Source organism: Streptomyces sp. NPDC029216 (assembly GCF_040648015.1).
Lineage (GTDB): Bacteria > Actinomycetota > Actinomycetes > Streptomycetales > Streptomycetaceae > Streptomyces.
Map to the genome: position 1 here is coordinate 1 of NZ_JBEZWL010000138.1, position 19,575 is coordinate 19,575.

The window sequence follows — 19,575 nt, forward strand, 5'->3', positions numbered from 1 at the left end:
GCCCGGGCGGGCAACGGGCCGGGCGACCGGCCAGGCGGAAGGCTGGGCCATGCGCCGGCCGGCGGGCTGGGCTACCAGCCGAGCGACCGTTCCGGCGACAGGCCAGACGACCGGCCAGGCAACCAGCCCGGCGGCAAGCTGGGCGACACGCTGCGCGACGGGGCCGGTCACGGGCCAGCCGCTGCGCTGGACGCCCGGGCGGGCAACGGGCCAGGCGACCGGCCAGGCAGCAGGCTGGGCGGCGCAGCGGGCGGGCGGGCGGTGGTTCGGTGAGTGAGTTTGGTGCATGGCGGCGGGTCGGTGCCGAGGGGCGGCGGTTTCTGCGTGGCCGCTCGCGGGCGCTGGGTGCCCTGGTCCTGTGGTCCCTGCTGGAGTCCGCACACACCTTCCTCGGCGGGTACGCCGTGGCCCGGGCCCTCGACGACGGCTTCCTCACCGACCGGCCCGGCACGGGCATCGGCTGGCTCGCCGCGGCCGGTGCCGGCGCCCTCCTCGGCGGACTCGCCCTGCGCGGGGTCTTCTCGGGGCTCGCGGACCTCGTCGAACCCCTGCGGGACGGGTTGGTCCGCCGGGCCGTGCGCCAGGCGCTGGAGGACGCCGTCACCGATCCGGCGCGGGCCGCCCGCTCCGGGGCCGTCTCCCGGCTCACCCAGCAGACCGAGATGGCCCGGGACTCCTTCGCGGGGCTGGTCCTCGTCGCCCGGTCCTTCGTCTTCACGGCGGCGGGAGCCCTGGCCGGCATGGCCGCACTGGCGCCGGTGCTGCTCCTGTTCGTCCTGCCGCCCCTGCTCCTGGGCACGGCCGGCTTCCTGCTGACCCTGCGCCCCATGGCCCGGGTGCAGCGGCGGGCCCTGGACACCGACGAGGCACTGGCCGCACGGGCCGGCGAACTCGCGGCGGGCCTGCGGGACGTGGTCGCCTGCGGGGGCGGGGCCGAGGCGGGGAGCCGTCTGGAGCTGCTGATCGCCGATCAGGAACGGCTGACGCGGCTGCTGGCCCGCTGGGCCGCCGTACGCACCCTGACGCTCGGGGTGGCGGGCCGGCTGCCCGTCGTCGCGCTGCTGCTGGGGGCGCCCTGGCTGATCGGGGGCGGGCTGAGCACGGGCGCCCTGGCCGCCGCGCTCACCTACCTGGTCCAGTCGCTGCTGCCCGCGCTCGACGCCCTCATGGGCGCGGTGGGGTCCGCCGGGACCCGGCTCCTGGTGGTCCTGGACCGCTTCTGCCCCCCGCAGCCGCTCCCGCCGCAACCCCCCGTCCCGGTCCCGGAGCTGAGGCAGCCCGCGCCGGGACGGCCGGCCCCGGCGGCCGAGCTGCGCGGGGTGCGCTTCGCGTACGGGCCCCATGCGCAGCCGGTGATCGACGGCCTGGACCTGGCCCTGCGCGAAGGGGAGCACCTGGCCGTCGTGGGGCCCAGCGGTACCGGCAAGTCCACCCTCGCCGCACTGCTGGCCGGGCTCCTCCCACCCGACCGGGGCACCGTCCTGCTGGCCGGCGCTCCGGCCGGCCGCGGCCCCGCCCGGGGCCCCGACCCCAGGCGGACCCTGTTGCCGCAGCAGGCGTACGTCTTCACCGGTACCGTCCGCGAGAACCTCGGCCACCTGTGCCCCGGGCCGGTGCCGGACGAACGGCTGGAACACGCCGTGGCCGCCCTCGGGATGGACGGCCTGGTCGACCGGCTGGGAGGCCCGGACGCGCCGGTCGACCCGTCCGCACTCTCCCAGGGCGAGCGCCAGCAACTGGCCCTCGCGGCCGCCTACCTCTCTCCGGCGCCGCTGCTGCTGCTCGACGAGGCCACCTGCCACCTCGACCCGCGGGCCGAGGAACGCGCGGAACGGGCGCTCGCCCGACGCCCCGGCACGCTCGTCGTCGTGGCCCACCGCATCTCCTCCGCGGCCCGGGCCGACCGGGTCCTCGTACTGGACGGGACCCGTGCGGTCCACGGCACGCATGCGGACCTCCCGGCCAGGTCACCCCTGTACCGGGAGTTGGTGGGGGTGTGGAACGCCCAGGGGTGAACAGGCCGTCGCTGACGCCTCGGAGGCCGACGACGTCTCAGCTTGTTCTTTAACCTCGATCGGGTCAGGTGAGCGTGTCCAGGTCGGCGAGTAGATAGGCGACGCCGAGGCCGGTGTTGAGGTACTCCTCGAAGAGCCTGTTGTTCAAGGCCGAGGGGGATCGTTTCTGTCGGACGAGGTCGACGGCCGTCGGCGCTTCGTGGCCGAGGTCGATGAGCGTCTGCGCGATGACCAGGCCGGAGCGGTTGTAGCCGGCGTTGCAGCGAACCAGAACCGTGCGCCCGTCCTGGACGGCCCTGGCGGCGGTGCAGGCGAGCTGCTGGACCGTGTGGATCTGTGCGGCGACGAGCGGGCCGTCAGGAATATCGGCGACCAGGTGGTCGATGTCAGGGTTGGGTCCGTGGCCGGGGCGGGTGTACAGGCTGATGACCAGGCCGAACTCCTTACCGACGACCACTGGACGGCTTTCCCCCGAGGCCGGTCCAGTGGTGACCGCCCATCCACAGCCCTGGCATGATCTCGTTCCAGGGGGCATGTGGCTCTGGCACGCCGCGGTCCTTGTGACGTGTCTTCACTTGCGTCCCTCTCTGCCGAGACAACGCGGTCAGCCCCCTCGACCCACCACACGGCTCGAACGCCCGTCGAACTTGGTCCCCCACCTTGGGATCCTCCAGATACGCGAGCAGCCTTCGCCCGATTCTGTGCTCCGACCAAGGATTGCACCGAGCCATGACGAAGGCCGTAGGGACGAGCGTGCCGCAACTTGATGCCCAACGGGAAGCGTTCGCGGAAGCGTCACGCTTCCGGAGCGACTTCTATGCGTGTCTGACCGCGCACCGTGACGAACTGTTCGAGCTGACCGACGCGATGCTGTGCGCGGACGGGCCGGTGAGGACGCCGGTGGACTTGACGCTGCTGGCCGAGCATCGCCGCGGCCACGGCGCCCTGTACGCGGCCTTGAACCACGGTCGCATCGACGTTGCCCGGCTGCGGCGGACTCTCGCCGCGGTGCCGCAGCCGAAGGCGGCCGACGACCGGCTCGTCCTGGCCGTCGATGTGAGCAACTGGCTGCGGCCGGACGCCGAGTGCAGCGCGGACAGACTGTTCTGCCACACCTTCGGCCGGGGCCGGGACCAGCACCTGATGATCCCGGGCTGGCCGTACTCATTCGTCGCCGCGCTGGAGAGCGGCCGTACATCCTGGTGCCAGCTGCTGGACGCGGTGCGGCTCGGCTCGGAGGACGACGTCGCCGAGGTCACCGCGCTCCAGGTCCGCCGTGTCGTCGAGGACCTGATCGCCGGCGGACGCTGGTGCGAAGGCGATTCGGACATCCTGGTCGTCTTCGATGCCGGCTACGACGTCCCGCGCATGGCCTACCTCCTCGAAGGACTGCCCGTCGAGGTCCTGGGGCGGATGCGCTCGGACCGCGTCATGCGCCGGCCGACGCCCACCCAGCTGGAGTACTCCCAGGCCTATCCCCGGGGCGGGCGGTATCCGAAGCACGGCAAGGAGTTCCGGTTCGCCAAGCCCGAGACCTGGAGCGAACCCGACGCGACGACCGTCCAGGTCACCGGCCGCTACGGCACCGCACAAGCGATGGCCTGGGACCGTCTCCACCCCCGCCTCACCACCCGCTCTGCCTGGATCGACCACGACAGCGAACTTCCCATCATCGAAGGAACGCTGATCCGCCTGGAAGTAGACCACCTGCCAGGTGGCGGAGATCCCCTGCCCGTGTGGCTGTGGTCCTCCGCCACCGCAATGACCGGCACCGACGTCGATCTGCGCTGGCAGGCGTTCCTGCGACGCTTCGACCTGGAGCACACGTTCCGCATGATCAAGCAGACCCTCGGCTGGACCCGCCCGAAGCTCCGCACCCCGGCAGCAGACCGGTGGACGTGGTTGATCATCGTCGCGCACACCCAGCTATGGCTCGCACGGCCGCTCGCCGAGGACGCCCGCCGACCCTGGGAGCGGCCGATGGAGCCGAACAGGCTCACTCCGGCCCGGGTCCGCCGGGGGTTCAGAAACCTCCGCCCGGCCCTGCCCTGTCCGGCCCGTGCGCCGAAACCATCACGCCCGGGTCCCGGCAGGCCCCTCGGCTCGAAAAACCAGCAGCCGGCCACCCGCTACGACGTCGGCAAAACCGTCCGGCGCCCGAGCATCATCGAACGGGACCAGATCAGACCATAAAGAATAAGCTTACGATGAGCAATATGCGACGGCAATGGCAGATTGTTCGACGGAGGTGGGGTTGTAGAACCGGACAAACCAGGTGTCATTGTTGGTGTTGGTGGTGCCCCGCTCAGAAATGAAGGGGATGACGCCGGCAGCCGTTTCAAAACCACCGGAGACGGCCGTCTGGCCCGGTAGACAGACGGCTGTGGCTGTCCCTGCCGTACCCGCCGGTGTGGAAGAAGGGTCTCCACGCCTTTCCGTGGTGCTGACTGTGCCGGTCGCTCCAGTGGCACCGGTAGCCCCTGTCGCGCCAGTGGCCCCCGTCGCGCCAGTGGCGCCAGTGGCGCCGGTCGCGCCCTGAGGCCCGGCGGTACCTGGTGTACCCGGCTGACCTTGAGGTCCTGTGGGTCCGGTCGGTCCCGTTGCTCCTGCCCCGCTGCCAGCGGGGCCGGTCGGTCCGGTGGCACCGGGGATGCCCTGCGGGCCAGTGTCACCCTTCGGGCCGATGCCACCGGGGTCGCCCTTGGGGCCGGTCGGTCCCGTGGCACCGGTCGCGCCGGCAGGACCCGTCGCGCCCGTGCCTCCGCCGGCAGGACCCGTCGCACCCGTGGGACCAGTGGCTCCGGTCGGACCGGTGTCACCCTTGGGACCCTGCGGGCCCGTCGGACCAGTGGGACCCGACTGGCCGCTGTGCTCGCACCCGTCACCGCCCAGCACGTCGTCCAGGATGTCCGCCCCCGGCATGCCATGGTGGGGCCCGTGCGGCCTGCAGGCGTCGTTCCCGCCTGGGTGCGGGTCAGCCGTGGTCACTGTCTCGGTCGCCTGGATGTTCTGGGCCGCGGCGAGCGCGGGGCTGGCGATTCCGACCAACACCAGGGCAAGCGAGGCGAAGGTGCAGCCAGTCAGCCAACTGCTCCGCCTGGGCAGCGGGCCAAGGCTTGACCTAGTCCTGTTTTCGGGGCTCATTTACGCCGCTCCTTCTTGAAGGCGGATCGAACGATGTGCGATGCGCCCTCTCGGACCACGCCCCGACATGATGTCGATCACGGGTGCAAGGGCCGTGATGCCTCGCGGCAACGTCAACCCATCGGACCAGCTAGCGCCCCCGATGGAGGCGACGAACGATAAACGACAAGCTCAGTGCCTGTGAACAAACTGATCGATGGCGTCCCGCCGCGTGGTGTAGGCCGTGAAGATCTGTGCAGGGGGCTGGCGCTGGCGAGCACCGTAGGGCGCGGCATAACCGATCGACACCCTGATCGTGATGGCGTTAGCTGGGCGGCATGCCGGAACTGCGTACCGATCGTCTCCTGCTCCGCCGGTGGCGGGAGTCTGACCTCGAACCGTGGGCGGCGATGAACGCCGATCCCGAGGTTCGGGAACACCTGGGGGAACTGCTGACGCGGGAGCAAAGCGATGCCACGGTGGCACTCATGCAGGCCGAGTTCGACGAGCGAGGTTTTGGGTGGTGGGCGCTCGAAGCACGGGAGACCGGTGAGTTCATCGGCCGCGCCGGCTTGGACGAGGTGGGCAAGGACATGCCGTTCGCGGGGGTGGACGTCGGGTGGCGGTTGATACGTTCGGCGTGGGGTCACGGTTACGCCACCGAGGCCGCCCTGGCCTGCCTGGCCTTTGGCTTCGAGGCCCTCGGGCTGCCGGAGATCGTTGCGTCGACGACCGTCAACAACCTTCGCTCCCAGGCGGTGATGCGCCGGATCGGCATGACCCGGGACCCGGCCGATGACTTCGAGGATCCGAGCGTGCCCGAGGGGCCGCTTCGCCAGTGTGTGCTGTACCGGACCCCCGCAGAGATGCCCACGGGCTACACCACGCGGCGGGACACGACCAACTGATGCAGAGCGATTAAGGGCGGAACCGGCGAAGTGACCCGAAAGGCCAGGACCTCTTGGCAGCAACAGCGGTGTCGAAGCCGGGCTCCACCAAGTGGTCCTGTCGTGCCGTGGTACGCGCCTGCTCCTGCCACTGTCACCCCGGATCAGGAAAACCAGTGCCCCTGCGTGGCCTGCCGCCGGGGACACGGAGCCCGGCACCCTGTCCGCCCGCGCCGTTACACCTCGGACACCACAGACGGGGAGTGGCAGGTCATCGAGCCGCTGATGCCCTGGCCCGCGTGGCTGGACGGCAACGGCGGGCGCCCGGAGGAGTACTGCCGCAGGCAGATCATCGACGCGATCTTCTACATCGCCGACAACGGCTGCAAGTGGCGCAACCTGCCCTGTGACTTCCCGCCCTGGCGCACAGTGCACGTGGTCTTCACCCGGTGGTACCAGGACGGCGATGTCGACGCGGTCCACAACGACCTGCGCGACCAAGTACGCCGGGCGGAGGACCGGGAGGCGGATCCGACCACCGCGATCATCGACTCGCAGTCGGTGCGGGCGGCGGAGAGCGAACGCTGTCGCGGATCTTCCAGCGGCGCCGCTGCGTACGCGACTACGAACGCTGACCCGAGCACCACGAAGCCATGGTCAAGTGGGCCATGATCATGCTCATGGCCCGGAGACTGGCACGCTCCACCACCGCCAAGCACCCTAAATGATCAGTTTGTTCACAGGCTCTCAGACCCAGCCGGCCTTCTGCGAGATCCGGATGGCGTCTATCCGGTTGCGGGCGCCCGTCTTGCGGGTGGCGGCGGCCATGTAGTTGCGCACGGTGCCGCTGGCGAGGTGCAGGGCGTGGGCGATCTCCGCGATCGAGTCGCCTTCCGCCGCCCTGGCCAGCACGCTCAGTTCGCGCGGGCTCAGCGGCACGACGTCGGCGTCCAGCAGGGCCGAGGCGAGGGAGGCGTCGACGAACCGCTCCCCGGCGGCGACCTTGCGGACCGCCCGGACCAGCCGGCCGGGCGAGCCGTCCTTGTCCACGTACCCGCGGGCCTCGGCCCGGACACCGCGCCGCAACGAGCCGGGCGCGCCCGGCGTGGCGAGCACCAGCAGCGCGGGCGACGACTCGGGCAGCGGGCCGGCGGAGCCGGCGCCGGCGCCGAGGGTGGCCGAGGCGCCCGGACAGTCCAGGTCGACGACGGTCACGTCCGGTTTTAAGGACTCGGCCTGGCGTGCGGCGGTCCGCCAGCCCGCGGAGGCGACGTCGAAGCCGCCTTCGGATCTCAGCAGGGCGGCGAGTGCGGACCTCACGATGCTGACGCTGTGCAGGACGAGGACCTTGGTCATCGGGGCTCTCCTCACATGGTGATCGCTGGGCACCAAGCGGGTGCCCAGCAACCATCGGGGAGGAACGTCTCCGCTGCGGGCGTACGGGCGATCGTGGCCGAAGGCCGTCCCCGTCCCGGCCGGTCCCGGCGGCCGCCACACCCGCCCCACCCTCCGCAGCTGCGGCCGCGACGGCGGGGATCCCGTGTCGGCGAAAGGAAGCGGTAGGGCCGATTCCGGGCGCATGCTCCCTCCGGAGCGGGCTACTTGCGTGCCGCGGCGCCGCTGATGTGCTCCCTGACCTCCTGGTAGATCCCGGCGTCCTCGCGCAGGGCGGGGTGCTGCAGGCACGGGGTCCGGGTGTTCACCGCACCGGTGAGGACGACGCTCTCGTTGGGTGTGACGATCACGTCGCAGGGGGACCACCAGGTGGCGTAGCGGGTGGGTCCGGGCGTCTCGTCGCCGGTGTTGAGGGCCTTGAGGAACGCGGAACCCGGACGCATTTCGGTGCAGGAGGGTCCGCCGCACCAACGGGCCATGTCCGTACCGTGGTTGGGTCCGCCGAGGGAGACCCAGGCGTCCACCTTCGCGTCGCCGCCGAGGTTCTTGAGGTAGTGGCGCGAGGACAGGGAGCCCATGGAGTGGCTGACGACGTCCACCTTGGCGGCTCCGGTCGAGGCCAGGACCCGGTCGATGACGGAGGCCAGCTGCGAGGCGGTGGTGGCGTTGGACTGGGAGGTCGGGTAGGTCCACTGGTAGAGGCGGTCGGCGGGCCAGCCGTCCGAACGGAACCGCCCGGCCATGGTGTTCCAGATGGTCCCGTCGCTGTTCCAGCCGTGCACGAAGACCACCGGGTCGGGGAGGGAAGGGGCGGCGGGGGCGGCCGCGGCCGGGACGGCGCAGGCGGCGAGAGCGGCCAGGGCGGCGGGGAGGCAGCGGAGCATCGGTGCGTTCACGGCCCGTTTGTAGCGGCCCCGCCTCCCCGGCCCGGAGCACGGACCGGGGACCTCACCCGTCCGGCCGCGGCCGTTCACCCGAGGAACGTTTCGGCGGGCCCGTCACCCGGCGGACCGTACCGTCACCCGGCGGGCCGAGCGGGGCGGGGCCACATCGGCCTCAGCCCCGTGCGATGACTGCCGCCTCCAGGAAGGTCCAGCCGTCGGCCTGCGTTTCCCGCCTCTCCCCCGGGTCCCAGCCGCGGGCCAGCGCCGTGTCGAGCAGGAACCGCACGGTGCCCGGTTCGTGCAGGTTCAGTGCGCCCACGCCGACGGCCCCCACCTCTCCCGACCCCGCGGTGTACCCCGCGACGTACCGGCCGGGGCCCTCGTCGAAGACGAGGCGCAGCAGGCCGCCGGTGCCCGGCGGGTGCGGACGCAGGGTGAGGGTCTTGCGGCAGCCGCCGTCCTCCAGTAGGCGGTGGCCGTGGCGGAGCGTCCAGAGATAGGTACGGCCGTCGGCCACGAGGCGGCGGGGCTTCCTCGAAGAGCGGGGCATGCGGCCGAGGATACGCGGCGGGGCCCGCCGGTCAGGATGCGGCGAGGAGGGCGGGCAGTTCGCGCATGTCGTGGAAGACGGTGGTGCCGGGGCCTTCGAGGCGTTCGGGCGGGGTGAGTCCGCCGGCGTAGCCGAACGCCCGCATGCCGGCGGCGCGGGCGGCCAGGACCCCGGGGCGGCTGTCCTCGACCACCGCGCAGGCCGCCGGGTCGACGCCCATCTGCCGGGCGGCGTACAGGAACAGGTCGGGGGCGGGCTTGCCGCGGGCGACCTCGGCGGCACTGTAGATGCGGCCCTCGAAGTGCGCGTGGAGGCCGGTGCGGCCCAGGGTGTGGCGCATCTTCTCGTGCGAGCCGCTGGACGCCACGCAGGTCGGCAGGTTGATCGCGCCGAGGGCCTCGGGCAGGCCCTCGACGGGGGCGAGTCCGGCGTCCACGGCCTCGCGGTGGAGCCGTTCGAACCGCTCGGACCAGACCGCGGCCGTCTCCTCGCCGAGCCTGGCGGCGACCTGTTCGCGGATGGCCGCGTGCGAACGCCCGATGAAACGGTCGACGACCTCCTCCTCGGTCAGCGGCCACCCGAGCTCCGCGCCGAGGGCGACCTGGACGCGGGCGGCGATGCGTTCGCTGTCGACCAGTACCCCGTCGCAGTCGAATATCACGAGCTCAATCGGCTTGATCATCTCCGCAGCATAGGCCCGGCCCGGCCGGATGATCCCCGTCCGCTTCGGTGGGTCCGCCGGTCCACGGCCCGGCCGGGCGCAGGGCGCGGCGTGCCGGGAGGACCGCGGCCGCCAGGGCCGGGGCGAGGAGCCCCGCCGCGAGGGGAAGTGGGGGCCTCGCCGGTCAGCGCGCGGGTCAGCGGGAAGAGGATGGCCGGGGCGATGGCCGCCCCCCAGGGCCAGGCCCGAGCAGGCGATGAGGAGCGCCTCCCCGCACAGCATGTGCATCACCTGGCGGCGGGTGGCGCCAATCAGGCGGAGCATGCGCAGCGCCTGGCGGCGGTCCAGGACGGTCATGACCCGTGTGCGGGCGGCGGCGACGGCCGCGAAGCCGCCGAGGAGCGAGGCCGTGGGCGTCGGCGACCGCGGAACGGGCCCGCCGTGGCGAGGGCGTCGGTGCCGGTCCCGGGGGCGGGGAGGAGGGCGAGGGCGTCGGGGTGTCCGGGGAGCGCGGGGGCCTCGGTGTCGGCGAACCGGGCCCCGGAGGCGGCGGTGTGTCCGGAGGCCCGGAACTCCCGCACCCCGGCGGGGGTGTCCGGCCGGACCCGCTCCCCCACGGCCGCGGCCGGCCGGCCCGCGGGGGCCGCGCCGAGGACCACTTCGCCGCGCTGGGGGGCGTGACCGGAGGTCAGCGGGGCGGGGACGAGGCCCAGCCGGAGGCCGCGGCGGGCCCGGCCGGGTGCGACGGGGTGCCGCTGCGGCCGCGCCTGCTCCGCCGGAGCCCCATGTGTGTGCCGCTCTCCGCTGTTGGGGCAAACCCCACCCCGGTCGGGGTGGGGTCACCCGGGGCCGGCCCGTGGCGTCAGGAGACGAGGGGGCCTGCCTCCGCTTCGGTCAGTCTGACCGTGCACAGTCCGCCGCGCTCCGTCTTGACGTCCGTCACTGTGAGCTGGGTGCCCGGTGCCAGGATGTACTCCTCCTCGCCGGTGAAGGCCGAGAACCTGCGGATGCCCACCGCGCGGGAGGGGGTCACCTCGAAGAGCGTCCGCTTGCCGCGGCTCCCCAGGAAGGCGCGGGCCACGCTCAGCTCGGAGGTGCAGGAGGAGACGCCCCACCAGGTCACCGTCCGGCCGAGCGGGTACTGGGCCTTCAGGTCCAGCGACACGCCGCGCCACAGCGGGCGGGTGTGGGCGGGCAGCTCCGAGACCGCCGAGAACAGCAGCCGCAGGTAGGGGAGGTAGGGGACCACCCTGGTCCGGTCCGGGGACCGGAGGACGGCGTTGATCTCGCGGTAGAAGGCGGACTCGCACGTGTAGAGGTACAGGGCGGCGATCGCGTCGGCGGACAGCTGCCCGGCGCCGGCCGTCTCGTCCGCGCGGCGCTTGCCGAACTCCAGGGAGCGGTCGATGTGGCGGCCGAGTCCGGACAGCACCTCGGCGACCGGTGCGACGGCTCCCGGGAAGTCCATCAGCGGGGTGTCGAACACTCCGGTGATCTCGGGGAGGACGAGGCCCTCGTCCTTGACGCTGGTGAGGCGCTCCAGGTACAGCTGGTGCAGTTCCATGGTCGACGCGATGAAGGCGCCCATGCGGGCCGCCACGTCGCCGTCGGTACCCCCGCCGGAGGCTCCCTCGGCCCCCTCGGCGCTCTGGTTCCATCCCTTGCTGGGCAGCCAGTCCACCGGTTCGGCGCCCAGCGAGGCGAGGGCGTCGTTGACCGTGGCGAAGTGGTCGCCCTCGCAGAAGATGTCGCCCTGGGCGGCGGGGTTGGCGTGGTCGATGTGCCGGACCTCGACGCCGGGGTACTTCTTCTCCAGGCGCTGGACGGCCTTCTTCAGGCTGCGGGCGTGGGCCCCCCACCAGGCGAAGACGACGCTGCGGTCCTCCTCGTCGGCGTCCTGCTTGGCCTTGAGGATCTCCTCGACGATCCGCTCGGCGACGGGCCGCCAGAACGCGGTGTGCCGGTCGGCTCCCATCGCACCGTCTCCGCTGGCGGTGAGCGCGGCGTTCAGCAGGAGCACGCCCTGCGTGAGCATCGCCTGGAACCACTCCGGCGGCTGGACGGTGTCCCGTTCCTTCAGCAGGGCGCGGACGTCGGCGATGGGGGTCTTCTTGACGATGCCGTACTTCCACATCGCGGCCGCCTTGATGATGCAGCGGATGCTGACGACCCTGCCGAACTGGCTGTCCTTCCAGTCGTTGAAGGTGTTGTCGAACATGGCGATGCCGGTGGCGCTCTCCGGCCGCGGATAGGGGTTCTGGCCGAAGACGACGACCTTCCACTTGTGCGGCGGATGGGGCTTGAGGGCCTGGAAGGTCAGTTCGCGGACCGGGACGACCTCCGGGCTGCGGCCCTGGCCGATGAACTGGGCGGCGTCGGGCTGTTGCTCGATGACGGGCTTGAGGAGCGGGAGCCAGGGCTCGCCGCCGCCCTTGAAGAGTTCGGTGAGGGCCAGCGGGTCGCTCGCGTCGGGCTGGGGCGGGGTGACGGCGTCGTCGCTCATGGGGGAAGGGCTCCCGGTCGTCGTGCTCGTGGGATGGAGGGGGGCGGCCTGCGGGCCGGCGGGGTGGGCGGTGTCAGCGGCGAAAGGAATGCCCTTTCGGCGGCACGATGCGCACCCGCTGGGTGGCGGGCGCCTCCTCGATCCCGGCGAGCTGTGCGGTGATCGTGGCGCGCAGCACGTCGTCGTCCTCGAACCAGTGGTCGTGGAAGAGGGTGTAGCCGGTCCACATCAGGTTGGCGCAGACGCGGGCGGGCACCCGGCCCGTCTGCGCGCCCATCCCGACCAGTGCCACCGAACGGATGCTGCCCGGAGCCCGCCGGTTCTGCCGGTGGACGGCCTGGAAGGCCGCGGCGCACGCCAGGGCCACGTTCAGCGTGTCCCGCACGTTCTGCGAGGACTCCACCATGGTCGGCGTCGATATCAGGAAGCGCGGGACGGTCGCCCCCGACGGGACGCAGACCGCGCTGCCCACCGGGAGGGTCCCGGCGAACCGGTCGCGGATCGCCCGCTGCACCCGCAGCTGGATGCCGGCCCCGAGGTGCCGCTTGATGGCGGCGTCGACGCCGCCGTCCATCCGGCCCCGGGAGTTGGTCGGGGTGACCCAGGCGTCGACGTCCTCGTCGAGGATCGAACCCCTGCGGATCTCGATCCCGGGGGTGTCCGCGAAGGCGGCCCGCCAGGCCTCCACCACGCGCTCGTTGACGTCGGTCAGCACCACCCTGAGCACGGGCTGCACAAGGTTCTCGGTCATCGTCCACTCCTGTCGGGAAACGGCCCTTCCAATACCCCCGACGCTATCGGCGACCACTGACAACGCCGCCGTGGACAGGGGACGGTGACCTGCCGTCACGCCGCGGGTGCCGGGACGCTCCTCCCGCGTGGATTGACCCACCCGAGTGGCAACCGCCCTGCCCCGGTGCCGCCGGGCGCCGTCCGCCGTGGCGGGCCGGGCGATGATGGGCGCGACGACCGTTACGCGTCCCTCTGCCGCCGACCGCGGCCGACGAAGCGAGAGGAAGTCCGCGATGCCGCAACAGGCACCGGAACCGCAGACGGAGCTGGACGCGCGCTACAGCTCCCCCGGGGCCACCGCGACGCCGTGGGAGGAGGCCGCCACCCGCCTGGAGGAGGCCGAGATCTTCTGGCTGACGACCGTGCGGCCGGAGGGCCGGCCGCACGTCACCCCGCTGCTGGCCGTCTGGAAGGACGGGGCGCTGCACTTCGCCACCGGCCCGGCGGAACGCAAGGGGCTCAACCTCGCCGTCAACCCGCACGTCGTCCTCACCACCGGTACCAACAGCTACGGGCAGGGTCTCGACGTGGTCGTCGAGGGCGAGGCGGTCCGGGTCCGCGACGAGGAGCGGCTCGCGGGGCTGGCGGCGGCCTGGGAGGCGAAGTACGGGCCGGACTGGCGCTTCGAGGTACGGGACGGGGCGTTCAACAGCACCTCGGCGGCGGCCGCTCCCCCGCCGACCGAGGAGGGCGACGAGGCGGGCCGTGCGCTGGTCTTCGAGGTCGCGCCCCGTACCGTGTTCGGCTTCGGGCGGGGTGCGGAGTTCAGCCAGACCCGCTGGCGGTTCGCTGCCGAAGGGCGCTGATCCGCCCGCGGCGGCGACGGTGGATCAGCTGCGCTGGAAGACCACCTCGCGGCGAGCACGGGGAGCGAGGAGCGGGGCGCGGGCCTCGTCGAGGGTCGTGTACGGGGCCGGTGCCCGCGACGGCGGGGTAGGAGAGGGACACCATCAGTTCGCGGTCGGCGGCCGGGACCCAGGGGGCCTTGCGGCGGCCGTGGCCGCGGTCGGGCTGGAGCCAGCCCCTACTGGATGCTCCAGCGGTGCGCATGTCCGGGATCGGCGGGGCAGGCGAAGACGTTGAGTTCGCCGTGGTTGCCCACCACGACCGCCGTGGGCGACGCGGACTCGTGCGGGGCGGAGCCCTGCGCCTCGACCGGCACCCAGCTCCCGCTCCCCCCGTCCCATTCGGACGTGTCGACCGTCAGCAGCAGGTGCATCGGTGTCCCGCAGTCCGGGCAGTCCATCGGGCAGGGGTCGGTGCGGTGCCAGGAGGCGAAGCCCCCGACGCGCCAGCCCGGCGGGATCGACAGGTCGAACTGGTAGGAGGGCGGGCCGGCTTCCTCCTCGGCCTCCTCTTCCATGGCCTCCTCCCACGCGTCGATCCGGGCGCACAGCTCCTCGGGCAGGAGCCCGGCGAACGGGTACGTGACCACCTGCTCCGGGTGCAGTACGCAGGGCTCGGGGACGTACCCGGGGTAGCCGACGACCGGTGGCACAGGAGGCACGGCCAGGACCTCGCCGACCTCCGCCGAGTTGCGCCAGTGCAGGTGGACCAGCATCCCGGCACGGCTGGGGCCGTGGGCGTCGAACGGGCACCAGAACAGCTGGAGCAGGTCGCACCCGTCCGGCCCGGCCGGCAGGTCGGGGAGGTCCCGGCGGTAGAGCTGCGCCACTCCGAGCAGGGGCAGGGGGTCCGTTTCGCTGATCCCGGGCAGGCGGTGCGTGCGGCCCAGGGTCTCCATGAGCTCCCGCTCCTCCTGGGTGAGGGGCCCGTACGGCTGCCTCGCGTGCGCGGCCGCCCTGATCCGCCGCTCCCGACGGACGTCCTCGACGCGCCGCCCGCGGCCACGGCCGTGGGCCTCGCGGCAGACCGGCCACGGCTCGTGCGCCGGCCAGAGCACCGGCCCGCCCACCGAACTCTGCGACACGTCCGGGGTGCCCGGCCGCGGGTGGAGCCGGGTGGTCGTCCCGCGGTGGGCCGCGAGTTCCGGGAAGAGGGCCTCGACGTCGAGCGGGCGCGGTGGGGTCGTCCTGGTCATGCGGGCGACCCTAACCCGGCCGGCCATAGGCCGCCGGTGGCCCCGTCGGCGGGGACCGGGGCCCGTCCCGGACGCCGGGCTCGCGGCAGTCGTCAACGCGGCCCCGGGCCAAGCCGTTTCGGAGGACTTACGGGCAAGCCCCGCGAGGGCGCGCGGCCGGGCGGGGACGGGCCGCCACACTGACCGGGTGAGGATTGCCATCATGACGGCGGGCTCGCGCGGGGACGTCGCGCCGTACACGGGTCTGGGGGCCGGACTGGTCCGGGCCGGACACGAGGTCACGCTGGTGACCCACGGCGTGTTCGCACCGCTCGTGGCCGGGTCGGGGGTGCGGCTGCGGGCCGTACCCGGGGATCCCAAGGCCGAGTTGCACTCGACGCGCGGCCGGGACCTGCACCGCAGCCGGACCGGGGCCGCGAAACTGCTGCGGGCCGTGGCACTGGCGCGCAGGATCGCCCCCGAGATGGCGCCCGGGCTGCTGCGCGCCGCGCGCGAGGCGGACGTCGTACTGGCCGGGGGGACGGTCGCGCCCCTCGCCCACGCCATCGCGCAGGGCCTCTCCCGGCCCAGCATGGGCCTCTTCCTCCAGCCACTGCACGGAACCCGCGCGTTCCCGGCGCCGATGCTCGGCACCCGTTCCCTGGGGCCGCTGGGCAACCGGATCGGCGGTGACGCCGTCGTCGCGGCCGTCGACCACGTCTTCACCCGGGCCGTGCGAACGCTGGCGGCGGACCACGGCCTCCCCGTGCGCCGCCTGTCCGCCGCCCGCCGCGACCGCGAGCGGCAGGGCTGGCCCGTCTGGCACGGCTTCAGCGAGCTGGTGGTCCCCCGGCCCCGCGACTGGCGCCCCGGCCTGGAGGTCTGCGGCTACTGGTGGCCCCACGACACCGGCGGCGGCCTCCCTGCGGAGCTGGAGGACTTCCTCCGCGCCGGCCCGGCCCCCGTCTACGTGGGCCTCGGAAGCGCCACCGCGCCCGACCCGCGGCGCGTCAGCGCCGACATCGTCGCGGCCCTGCGGGCGGCCGGCCTGCGCGGGGTGATCCAGCAGGGCTGGGCGGGGCTCTCGGCCGCCCAGGACGACGTGATCACCATCGGCGAGGTCCCGCACTCCCTGCTCTTCCCCCGCATGGCGGCCGTCGTCCACCACGCGGGAGCCGGCACGACCGGCGCGGTCCTGCGCGCGGGCGTTCCCTGCGTACCCGTACCGGTCCAGTTCGACGCCCACTTCTGGGCCTCGCGCCTCGTGGAGCTCGGCACCGCCCCCGCGGTGGTGCCCCTGCGCCGCCTCGACGCCGCCGCCCTCGGTGCCGCGCTCCGGCGGGCCGTCACCGATCCCGCCTACCGCGACCGCGCCCGTCGCATCGCCGAGCGGCTGGCCGCGGAGGACGGCGTCGCTCCCGTCGCCGCCGCGCTCGAAGGACTGGCGTGCCGCTGAGGCGGGCCCCAGGACACGGGCCGGCCGGTGCGGGGTGACGGTCTGCGCCATTCCGGGGCGCTCCGCCGGACAGACCCGCAGGGCCGGGGCATACCTCCCGTCGGGGCGGACCAGTAGACGGGGGGACGACCGGTGTCCGCAGACCGGCACAGGCCCAGGGAGAACTCGATGACCATGCCGACGATGGCGCGGCTCGCCGTGACCGTGACCGCCGCGACCGTGTTCGCGACGACCTCGACCGCCGGCGCCGGAGCCGCCGCCGTCGACCGCGCTCCGGAGCCCGGGGCGCCCCGGGAGTTCGTCGCGCTGGACTCCGTCGACCCCACGATCATCCAGGAGATGCGCTACCTGTCCGCGCACAACTTCGTCGGCGAGCGGATCGACGGCTACCGGCAGCCCGTGTGCATCCTGACGCGGCCGGCGGCCGAGGCCCTGCACCGGGCGCAGACACGTCTCCTGCGCCAGGGGTACACGCTCAAGGTGTACGACTGCTACCGGCCACAGCGGGCCGTCGACCACTTCGTGCGGTGGGCCGAAGACCTGTCAGACGAACGGAGGAAGGCGGAGTTCTATCCGCGGGTCGACAAATCACGCCTGTTCGAGGACGGCTACATCGCCGAGAAGTCCGGGCACAGCCGCGGCAGCACCATGGACCTCACGATCGTCCCGCTCCCGGCGGTCCCGGCGCCCCCGCCGGCGCCCGGGCAGGAGTCCGTCCCCTGCTACGCGCCGCGGGCGGAGCGCTACCCGGACAACTCCGTGGACATGGGAACGGGCTTCGACTGTTTCGACACCCTGTCGCACACCGACGACCCGCGCATCGAGGGGGCCCCGCGCGCGCACCGCCAACTGCTGAAGTCGGCGCTGGCCGCTGAGGGGTTCGTCAACCTGCCCGAGGAATGGTGGCACTTCACGCACAAGCCCGAGCTCTTCCCGGACACCTACTTCGACTTCCCCGTCTCCCGCCGCTCCGTCGCCGGGCACCGCCCCTGACCGGGCCGCGCACCGGCGTACGGGTCACCCGCGGCGGCCCGCGCGGCGCAGCGCGCGGTGGACGCGGCCGCCGCGTTCGTGGCGTTGCCGGGAGTGGCGGTCCAGTTCCTCCATGAGCCGCTGGGACCGTTTGTCCACGTCGAGTTCGTCCAGCACCCGGTCCACGTCGGCCAGCAGGGCGCCGTGCAGCTGCCATTGCGCGGGCGCGGCGTGCAGCTGTTCCAGCAGCAGGCGGGCCAGCAGGTCCCGGGACGCGCGGGCCATGCCGAGCTCCTGGGTGAGCCGCTCCTCCTGCTCCTCGGCGTTCGTGGTGACCTGGGCGGTGATCAGGCGGGAGAAGCTGTGGACGGCGAGCGCCATGTGTCCGAAGAGGTCCTGCAGGGCCCGGGTCACGGCGGGCGAGAACAGCGGCTCGTCCGCGCGGGCCTTGGCCAGGTCGGTGAGCGCCCGGGCCGAAACGCGCAGGACGACCGCGCAGATCTCCAGCGTGTCCAGGCCCGTGCGCAGGACCAGCCGGAACATCAGCCCCTCGCGTACCCGGGGGTTCATGCGCAGGCTGTCCTCCGCCTGGCGGAGCGCGGCGTCGACCCCGGCGATGTCGTTGTCGAGCCGGCGCGCCTCGTGCAGCCGGGTGGCGGCCTCGGCGACGGTGGTGCGGCCGGTGAGCTCGTCGGCCATGCCGGTCATCAGCGCCGCCATGCGGGCGGCGAGGTCGTCGATGGCCCGGCTGGCGGGCTCCACCCAGACGGGCGGGGCGAACAGGAGGTTGAAGGCCAGCCCGACCACCGCGCCGATCAGGGTCTCCAGCACCCGGTCCCAGGCGGTGTCGGCCACCCGGGTGACGCCGAGGACCAGCATGGCGCTGATCGCCACCTCCGGGATGAACTCGTCCACCCGGACCAGGTGTCCCACCACCAGCGAGGCCAGGATGACCAGCCCGAGGCTCCACCAGGTCAGGCCCACGAGCGCGCTGAAGCCGATCGCGACGAGCACCCCGGCCACGACCGAGTTCACGCGGCGCACCCCGGTGGTCAGCGTGGAGTACAGGGTGACCTGGACCACCAGCAGGGCGGTGAGCGGGGCCGTCAGCGGCGCGGGCTCGTTGCTGAGCCGGAGCGCGACGACGTACGACAGCACCGCGGCGCCGGTGGACCGTACGCTCTGCACCACCACGGGGTCCCGGCGGAGGGACAGCAGCCGGCGCGGGAAGCGGGTGGGGGGAACGGGAGGACGTGCGAGGTCGGACATACCTTCGCCTCTTCCCCCCGGGCCTCATGGGTCACACCCCGCGGCCCGGGTGGCGTCAGACCGGCTGGGGCCAGAAGGGCAGGTAGTCCTCCTCGCCTGAGGGGCTGACCGTGTAGCTGCTCTCCGGCAGCTCGTTCCACACGCCGGACAGGTCGCCCAGCGGTTCGGAGACGACCAGCCGGGTGCTGTCGGAGGCGCCGCGCAGGAAGGCGAGGTCCGGGTGCAGCTCGCGGACCTGCTCGGGGCGGCTGCTGTAGAAGAGCGAGCGCGAGCGGCCCTGGGTGGAGTAGCGGAAGGCCCAGAGCCGCTCGCCGTCGGAGACCGCGACGGTCATCTGGAGCGGGTACTCCACGCCGTGCTCCTTGCCCAGCCTCTCCACGAAGCCCGCCATCCGGGCCACCGCCCCCGGCACGTCCTGGTCGAGGCCGAAGGTCACGGCCAGGTAGAACATGACCTCGGAGTCCGTGGAGCCCTCGATGGCGGAGAAGAGCGCCGGGTCCACGGCCATGCACAGGTCGCGGCGGAGCCGGTGGAAGTCGGTGATCGAGCCGTTGTGCATCCACAGCCAGCGGCCGTGCCGGAAGGGGTGGCAGTTGGTCTGCTGCACCGCCGTGCCCGTCGAGGCGCGGACGTGGGCGAAGAAGAGGTGGGACCGTACGTGCGCGGCGATCTCCCGCAGGTTGCGGTTGTTCCAGGCCGGGCCGACGTCGCGGACCACGGCCGGCTCCCCGTGGCCCTCCAGTCCGTACCAGCCGACGCCGAATCCGTCCCCGTTGGTGGTCTCCACACCGAGCTTTGACCTCAGGCTCTGGTCGATGAGCGAGTGGGCGGGCTTGTACAGCACGTCGTCCAGCAGGACGGGGGTTCCTGCGTAGGCGAGCCAGCGGCACATGGCACGTCCCCTTTCCCGCGCGCCCGCGGCCGCGCCGGGCGGCCGGCGGCCGGGGTCCGGCGCGCTCGTCGCGTCGGTGCACACGTTCTTCGAGCGTAGTCCAGGCGCCCCCGGCCGCCACGGGCGGCGCGTTGGGCCGGTACCTCCGGCCGGACA

At 73.1% G+C, this 19,575-nt stretch carries 17 protein-coding genes and 2 pseudogenes; 8 read left to right on the plus strand and 11 right to left on the minus strand.

Features of this window, described 5'->3' with window-relative positions:
* Both AB0F18_RS32020 and AB0F18_RS32025 read left to right on the plus strand, forming a co-directional pair.
* A pseudogene (locus AB0F18_RS32020) lies at nucleotides 1-273 on the plus strand (hypothetical protein); the annotation flags it as partial.
* On the plus strand, nucleotides 270-2,015 hold the full coding sequence (locus AB0F18_RS32025; RefSeq protein WP_362066986.1) for an ABC transporter ATP-binding protein: 1,746 nt from the start codon (nucleotides 270-272) through the stop codon (nucleotides 2,013-2,015). The pseudogene AB0F18_RS32020 and the gene AB0F18_RS32025, both read left to right, overlap by 4 nt.
* A gap of 64 nt (nucleotides 2,016-2,079) precedes the next feature.
* On the opposite strand, the gene AB0F18_RS32030 is transcribed toward AB0F18_RS32025, so the two are convergent.
* Entirely contained in the window at nucleotides 2,080-2,472 is a 393-nt protein-coding gene (locus AB0F18_RS32030) for a protein phosphatase (protein ID WP_362066988.1), read from the minus strand.
* A 272-nt stretch (nucleotides 2,473-2,744) separates the two neighbouring features.
* On the opposite strand from AB0F18_RS32030, the gene AB0F18_RS32035 reads away from it, so the two are divergent.
* From AB0F18_RS32035 to AB0F18_RS32045, 3 genes are all read left to right on the plus strand, one after another.
* Nucleotides 2,745-4,208, plus strand: a complete 1,464-nt coding sequence (locus AB0F18_RS32035) for an NF041680 family putative transposase (protein ID WP_362066990.1) — start codon at nucleotides 2,745-2,747, stop codon at nucleotides 4,206-4,208.
* Between the two features lie 1,268 nt (nucleotides 4,209-5,476).
* Nucleotides 5,477-6,046 carry a GNAT family N-acetyltransferase gene (locus AB0F18_RS32040; RefSeq protein ID WP_362066992.1) on the plus strand — a complete coding sequence of 190 codons (570 nt, stop codon included), beginning with the start codon at nucleotides 5,477-5,479 and terminating at the stop codon, nucleotides 6,044-6,046.
* Between the two features lie 165 nt (nucleotides 6,047-6,211).
* Complete coding sequence (locus tag AB0F18_RS32045) at nucleotides 6,212-6,697, plus strand: transposase (protein ID WP_362066994.1); 486 nt, start codon at nucleotides 6,212-6,214, stop codon at nucleotides 6,695-6,697.
* A gap of 75 nt (nucleotides 6,698-6,772) precedes the next feature.
* Here AB0F18_RS32045 and AB0F18_RS32050 read toward each other — a convergent pair whose 3' ends face one another.
* From AB0F18_RS32050 to AB0F18_RS32080, 7 genes and pseudogenes are all read right to left on the minus strand, one after another.
* On the minus strand, nucleotides 6,773-7,381 hold the full coding sequence (locus AB0F18_RS32050; RefSeq protein ID WP_362066996.1) for a response regulator transcription factor: 609 nt from the start codon (nucleotides 7,379-7,381) through the stop codon (nucleotides 6,773-6,775).
* 242 nt (nucleotides 7,382-7,623) lie between these two features.
* A complete protein-coding gene (locus tag AB0F18_RS32055) occupies nucleotides 7,624-8,316 on the minus strand; it encodes a triacylglycerol lipase (RefSeq protein ID WP_362066998.1) in 693 nt (230 codons plus the stop codon).
* Between the two features lie 160 nt (nucleotides 8,317-8,476).
* Nucleotides 8,477-8,854 (minus strand): hypothetical protein, encoded by a 378-nt coding sequence (locus AB0F18_RS32060; protein WP_362067000.1) that lies wholly within the window; start codon nucleotides 8,852-8,854, stop codon nucleotides 8,477-8,479.
* Nucleotides 8,855-8,885: 31 nt separating this feature from the next.
* The gene (locus AB0F18_RS32065) at nucleotides 8,886-9,536 is read right to left on the minus strand and encodes an HAD family hydrolase (RefSeq protein ID WP_362067014.1); all 651 of its coding nucleotides are present in this window, start codon (nucleotides 9,534-9,536) and stop codon (nucleotides 8,886-8,888) included.
* Nucleotides 9,537-9,803: 267 nt separating this feature from the next.
* Nucleotides 9,804-9,872, minus strand: a pseudogene (locus AB0F18_RS32070) (hypothetical protein); the annotation flags it as partial.
* A 505-nt stretch (nucleotides 9,873-10,377) separates the two neighbouring features.
* Nucleotides 10,378-12,018, minus strand: a complete 1,641-nt coding sequence (locus tag AB0F18_RS32075) for an ADP-ribosyltransferase domain-containing protein (RefSeq protein ID WP_362067002.1) — start codon at nucleotides 12,016-12,018, stop codon at nucleotides 10,378-10,380.
* A gap of 73 nt (nucleotides 12,019-12,091) precedes the next feature.
* Nucleotides 12,092-12,769 (minus strand): macro domain-containing protein, encoded by a 678-nt coding sequence (locus AB0F18_RS32080; RefSeq protein ID WP_362067004.1) that lies wholly within the window; start codon nucleotides 12,767-12,769, stop codon nucleotides 12,092-12,094.
* Between the two features lie 274 nt (nucleotides 12,770-13,043).
* Between AB0F18_RS32080 and AB0F18_RS32085 the strand changes: the two genes are divergently transcribed.
* Nucleotides 13,044-13,616, plus strand: a complete 573-nt coding sequence (locus tag AB0F18_RS32085) for a pyridoxamine 5'-phosphate oxidase family protein (RefSeq protein ID WP_362067006.1) — start codon at nucleotides 13,044-13,046, stop codon at nucleotides 13,614-13,616.
* A 218-nt stretch (nucleotides 13,617-13,834) separates the two neighbouring features.
* Here AB0F18_RS32085 and AB0F18_RS32090 read toward each other — a convergent pair whose 3' ends face one another.
* Complete coding sequence (locus AB0F18_RS32090) at nucleotides 13,835-14,851, minus strand: hypothetical protein (protein ID WP_362067008.1); 1,017 nt, start codon at nucleotides 14,849-14,851, stop codon at nucleotides 13,835-13,837.
* Between the two features lie 202 nt (nucleotides 14,852-15,053).
* Between AB0F18_RS32090 and AB0F18_RS32095 the strand changes: the two genes are divergently transcribed.
* Together AB0F18_RS32095 and AB0F18_RS32100 are read left to right on the plus strand one after the other, a co-directional pair.
* Nucleotides 15,054-16,286, plus strand: coding sequence for a glycosyltransferase (locus AB0F18_RS32095; protein ID WP_362067016.1), 1,233 nt, complete (start codon nucleotides 15,054-15,056; stop codon nucleotides 16,284-16,286).
* A gap of 174 nt (nucleotides 16,287-16,460) precedes the next feature.
* The gene (locus tag AB0F18_RS32100; RefSeq protein WP_362067018.1) at nucleotides 16,461-17,279 is read left to right on the plus strand and encodes a M15 family metallopeptidase; all 819 of its coding nucleotides are present in this window, start codon (nucleotides 16,461-16,463) and stop codon (nucleotides 17,277-17,279) included.
* Between the two features lie 24 nt (nucleotides 17,280-17,303).
* Here AB0F18_RS32100 and AB0F18_RS32105 read toward each other — a convergent pair whose 3' ends face one another.
* Together AB0F18_RS32105 and AB0F18_RS32110 are read right to left on the minus strand one after the other, a co-directional pair.
* On the minus strand, nucleotides 17,304-18,527 hold the full coding sequence (locus AB0F18_RS32105; RefSeq protein WP_362067010.1) for an aromatic acid exporter family protein: 1,224 nt from the start codon (nucleotides 18,525-18,527) through the stop codon (nucleotides 17,304-17,306).
* 55 nt (nucleotides 18,528-18,582) lie between these two features.
* The gene (locus tag AB0F18_RS32110) at nucleotides 18,583-19,419 is read right to left on the minus strand and encodes a class II glutamine amidotransferase (protein WP_362067012.1); all 837 of its coding nucleotides are present in this window, start codon (nucleotides 19,417-19,419) and stop codon (nucleotides 18,583-18,585) included.
* Between the last annotated feature and the right edge of the window lie 156 nt (nucleotides 19,420-19,575).

Excerpts from the sequence above, each read along its gene's own strand:
- AB0F18_RS32110 (WP_362067012.1), bottom strand. The coding sequence starts at position 19,419 with ATGTGCCGCTGGCTCGCCTACGCAGGAACCCCCGTCCTGCTGGACGAC.
- AB0F18_RS32060 (WP_362067000.1), bottom strand. The coding sequence starts at position 8,854 with ATGCCCCGCTCTTCGAGGAAGCCCCGCCGCCTCGTGGCCGACGGCCGT.
- AB0F18_RS32035 (WP_362066990.1), top strand. The coding sequence starts at position 2,745 with ATGACGAAGGCCGTAGGGACGAGCGTGCCGCAACTTGATGCCCAACGG.
- AB0F18_RS32040 (WP_362066992.1), top strand. The coding sequence starts at position 5,477 with ATGCCGGAACTGCGTACCGATCGTCTCCTGCTCCGCCGGTGGCGGGAG.
- AB0F18_RS32065 (WP_362067014.1), bottom strand. The coding sequence starts at position 9,536 with ATGATCAAGCCGATTGAGCTCGTGATATTCGACTGCGACGGGGTACTG.
- AB0F18_RS32095 (WP_362067016.1), top strand. The coding sequence starts at position 15,054 with ATGACGGCGGGCTCGCGCGGGGACGTCGCGCCGTACACGGGTCTGGGG.
- AB0F18_RS32085 (WP_362067006.1), top strand. The coding sequence starts at position 13,044 with ATGCCGCAACAGGCACCGGAACCGCAGACGGAGCTGGACGCGCGCTAC.
- AB0F18_RS32080 (WP_362067004.1), bottom strand. The coding sequence starts at position 12,769 with ATGACCGAGAACCTTGTGCAGCCCGTGCTCAGGGTGGTGCTGACCGAC.
- AB0F18_RS32050 (WP_362066996.1), bottom strand. The coding sequence starts at position 7,381 with ATGACCAAGGTCCTCGTCCTGCACAGCGTCAGCATCGTGAGGTCCGCA.
- AB0F18_RS32100 (WP_362067018.1), top strand. The coding sequence starts at position 16,461 with ATGCCGACGATGGCGCGGCTCGCCGTGACCGTGACCGCCGCGACCGTG.
- AB0F18_RS32090 (WP_362067008.1), bottom strand. The coding sequence starts at position 14,851 with ATGACCAGGACGACCCCACCGCGCCCGCTCGACGTCGAGGCCCTCTTC.
- AB0F18_RS32105 (WP_362067010.1), bottom strand. The coding sequence starts at position 18,527 with ATGTCCGACCTCGCACGTCCTCCCGTTCCCCCCACCCGCTTCCCGCGC.
- AB0F18_RS32075 (WP_362067002.1), bottom strand. The coding sequence starts at position 12,018 with ATGAGCGACGACGCCGTCACCCCGCCCCAGCCCGACGCGAGCGACCCG.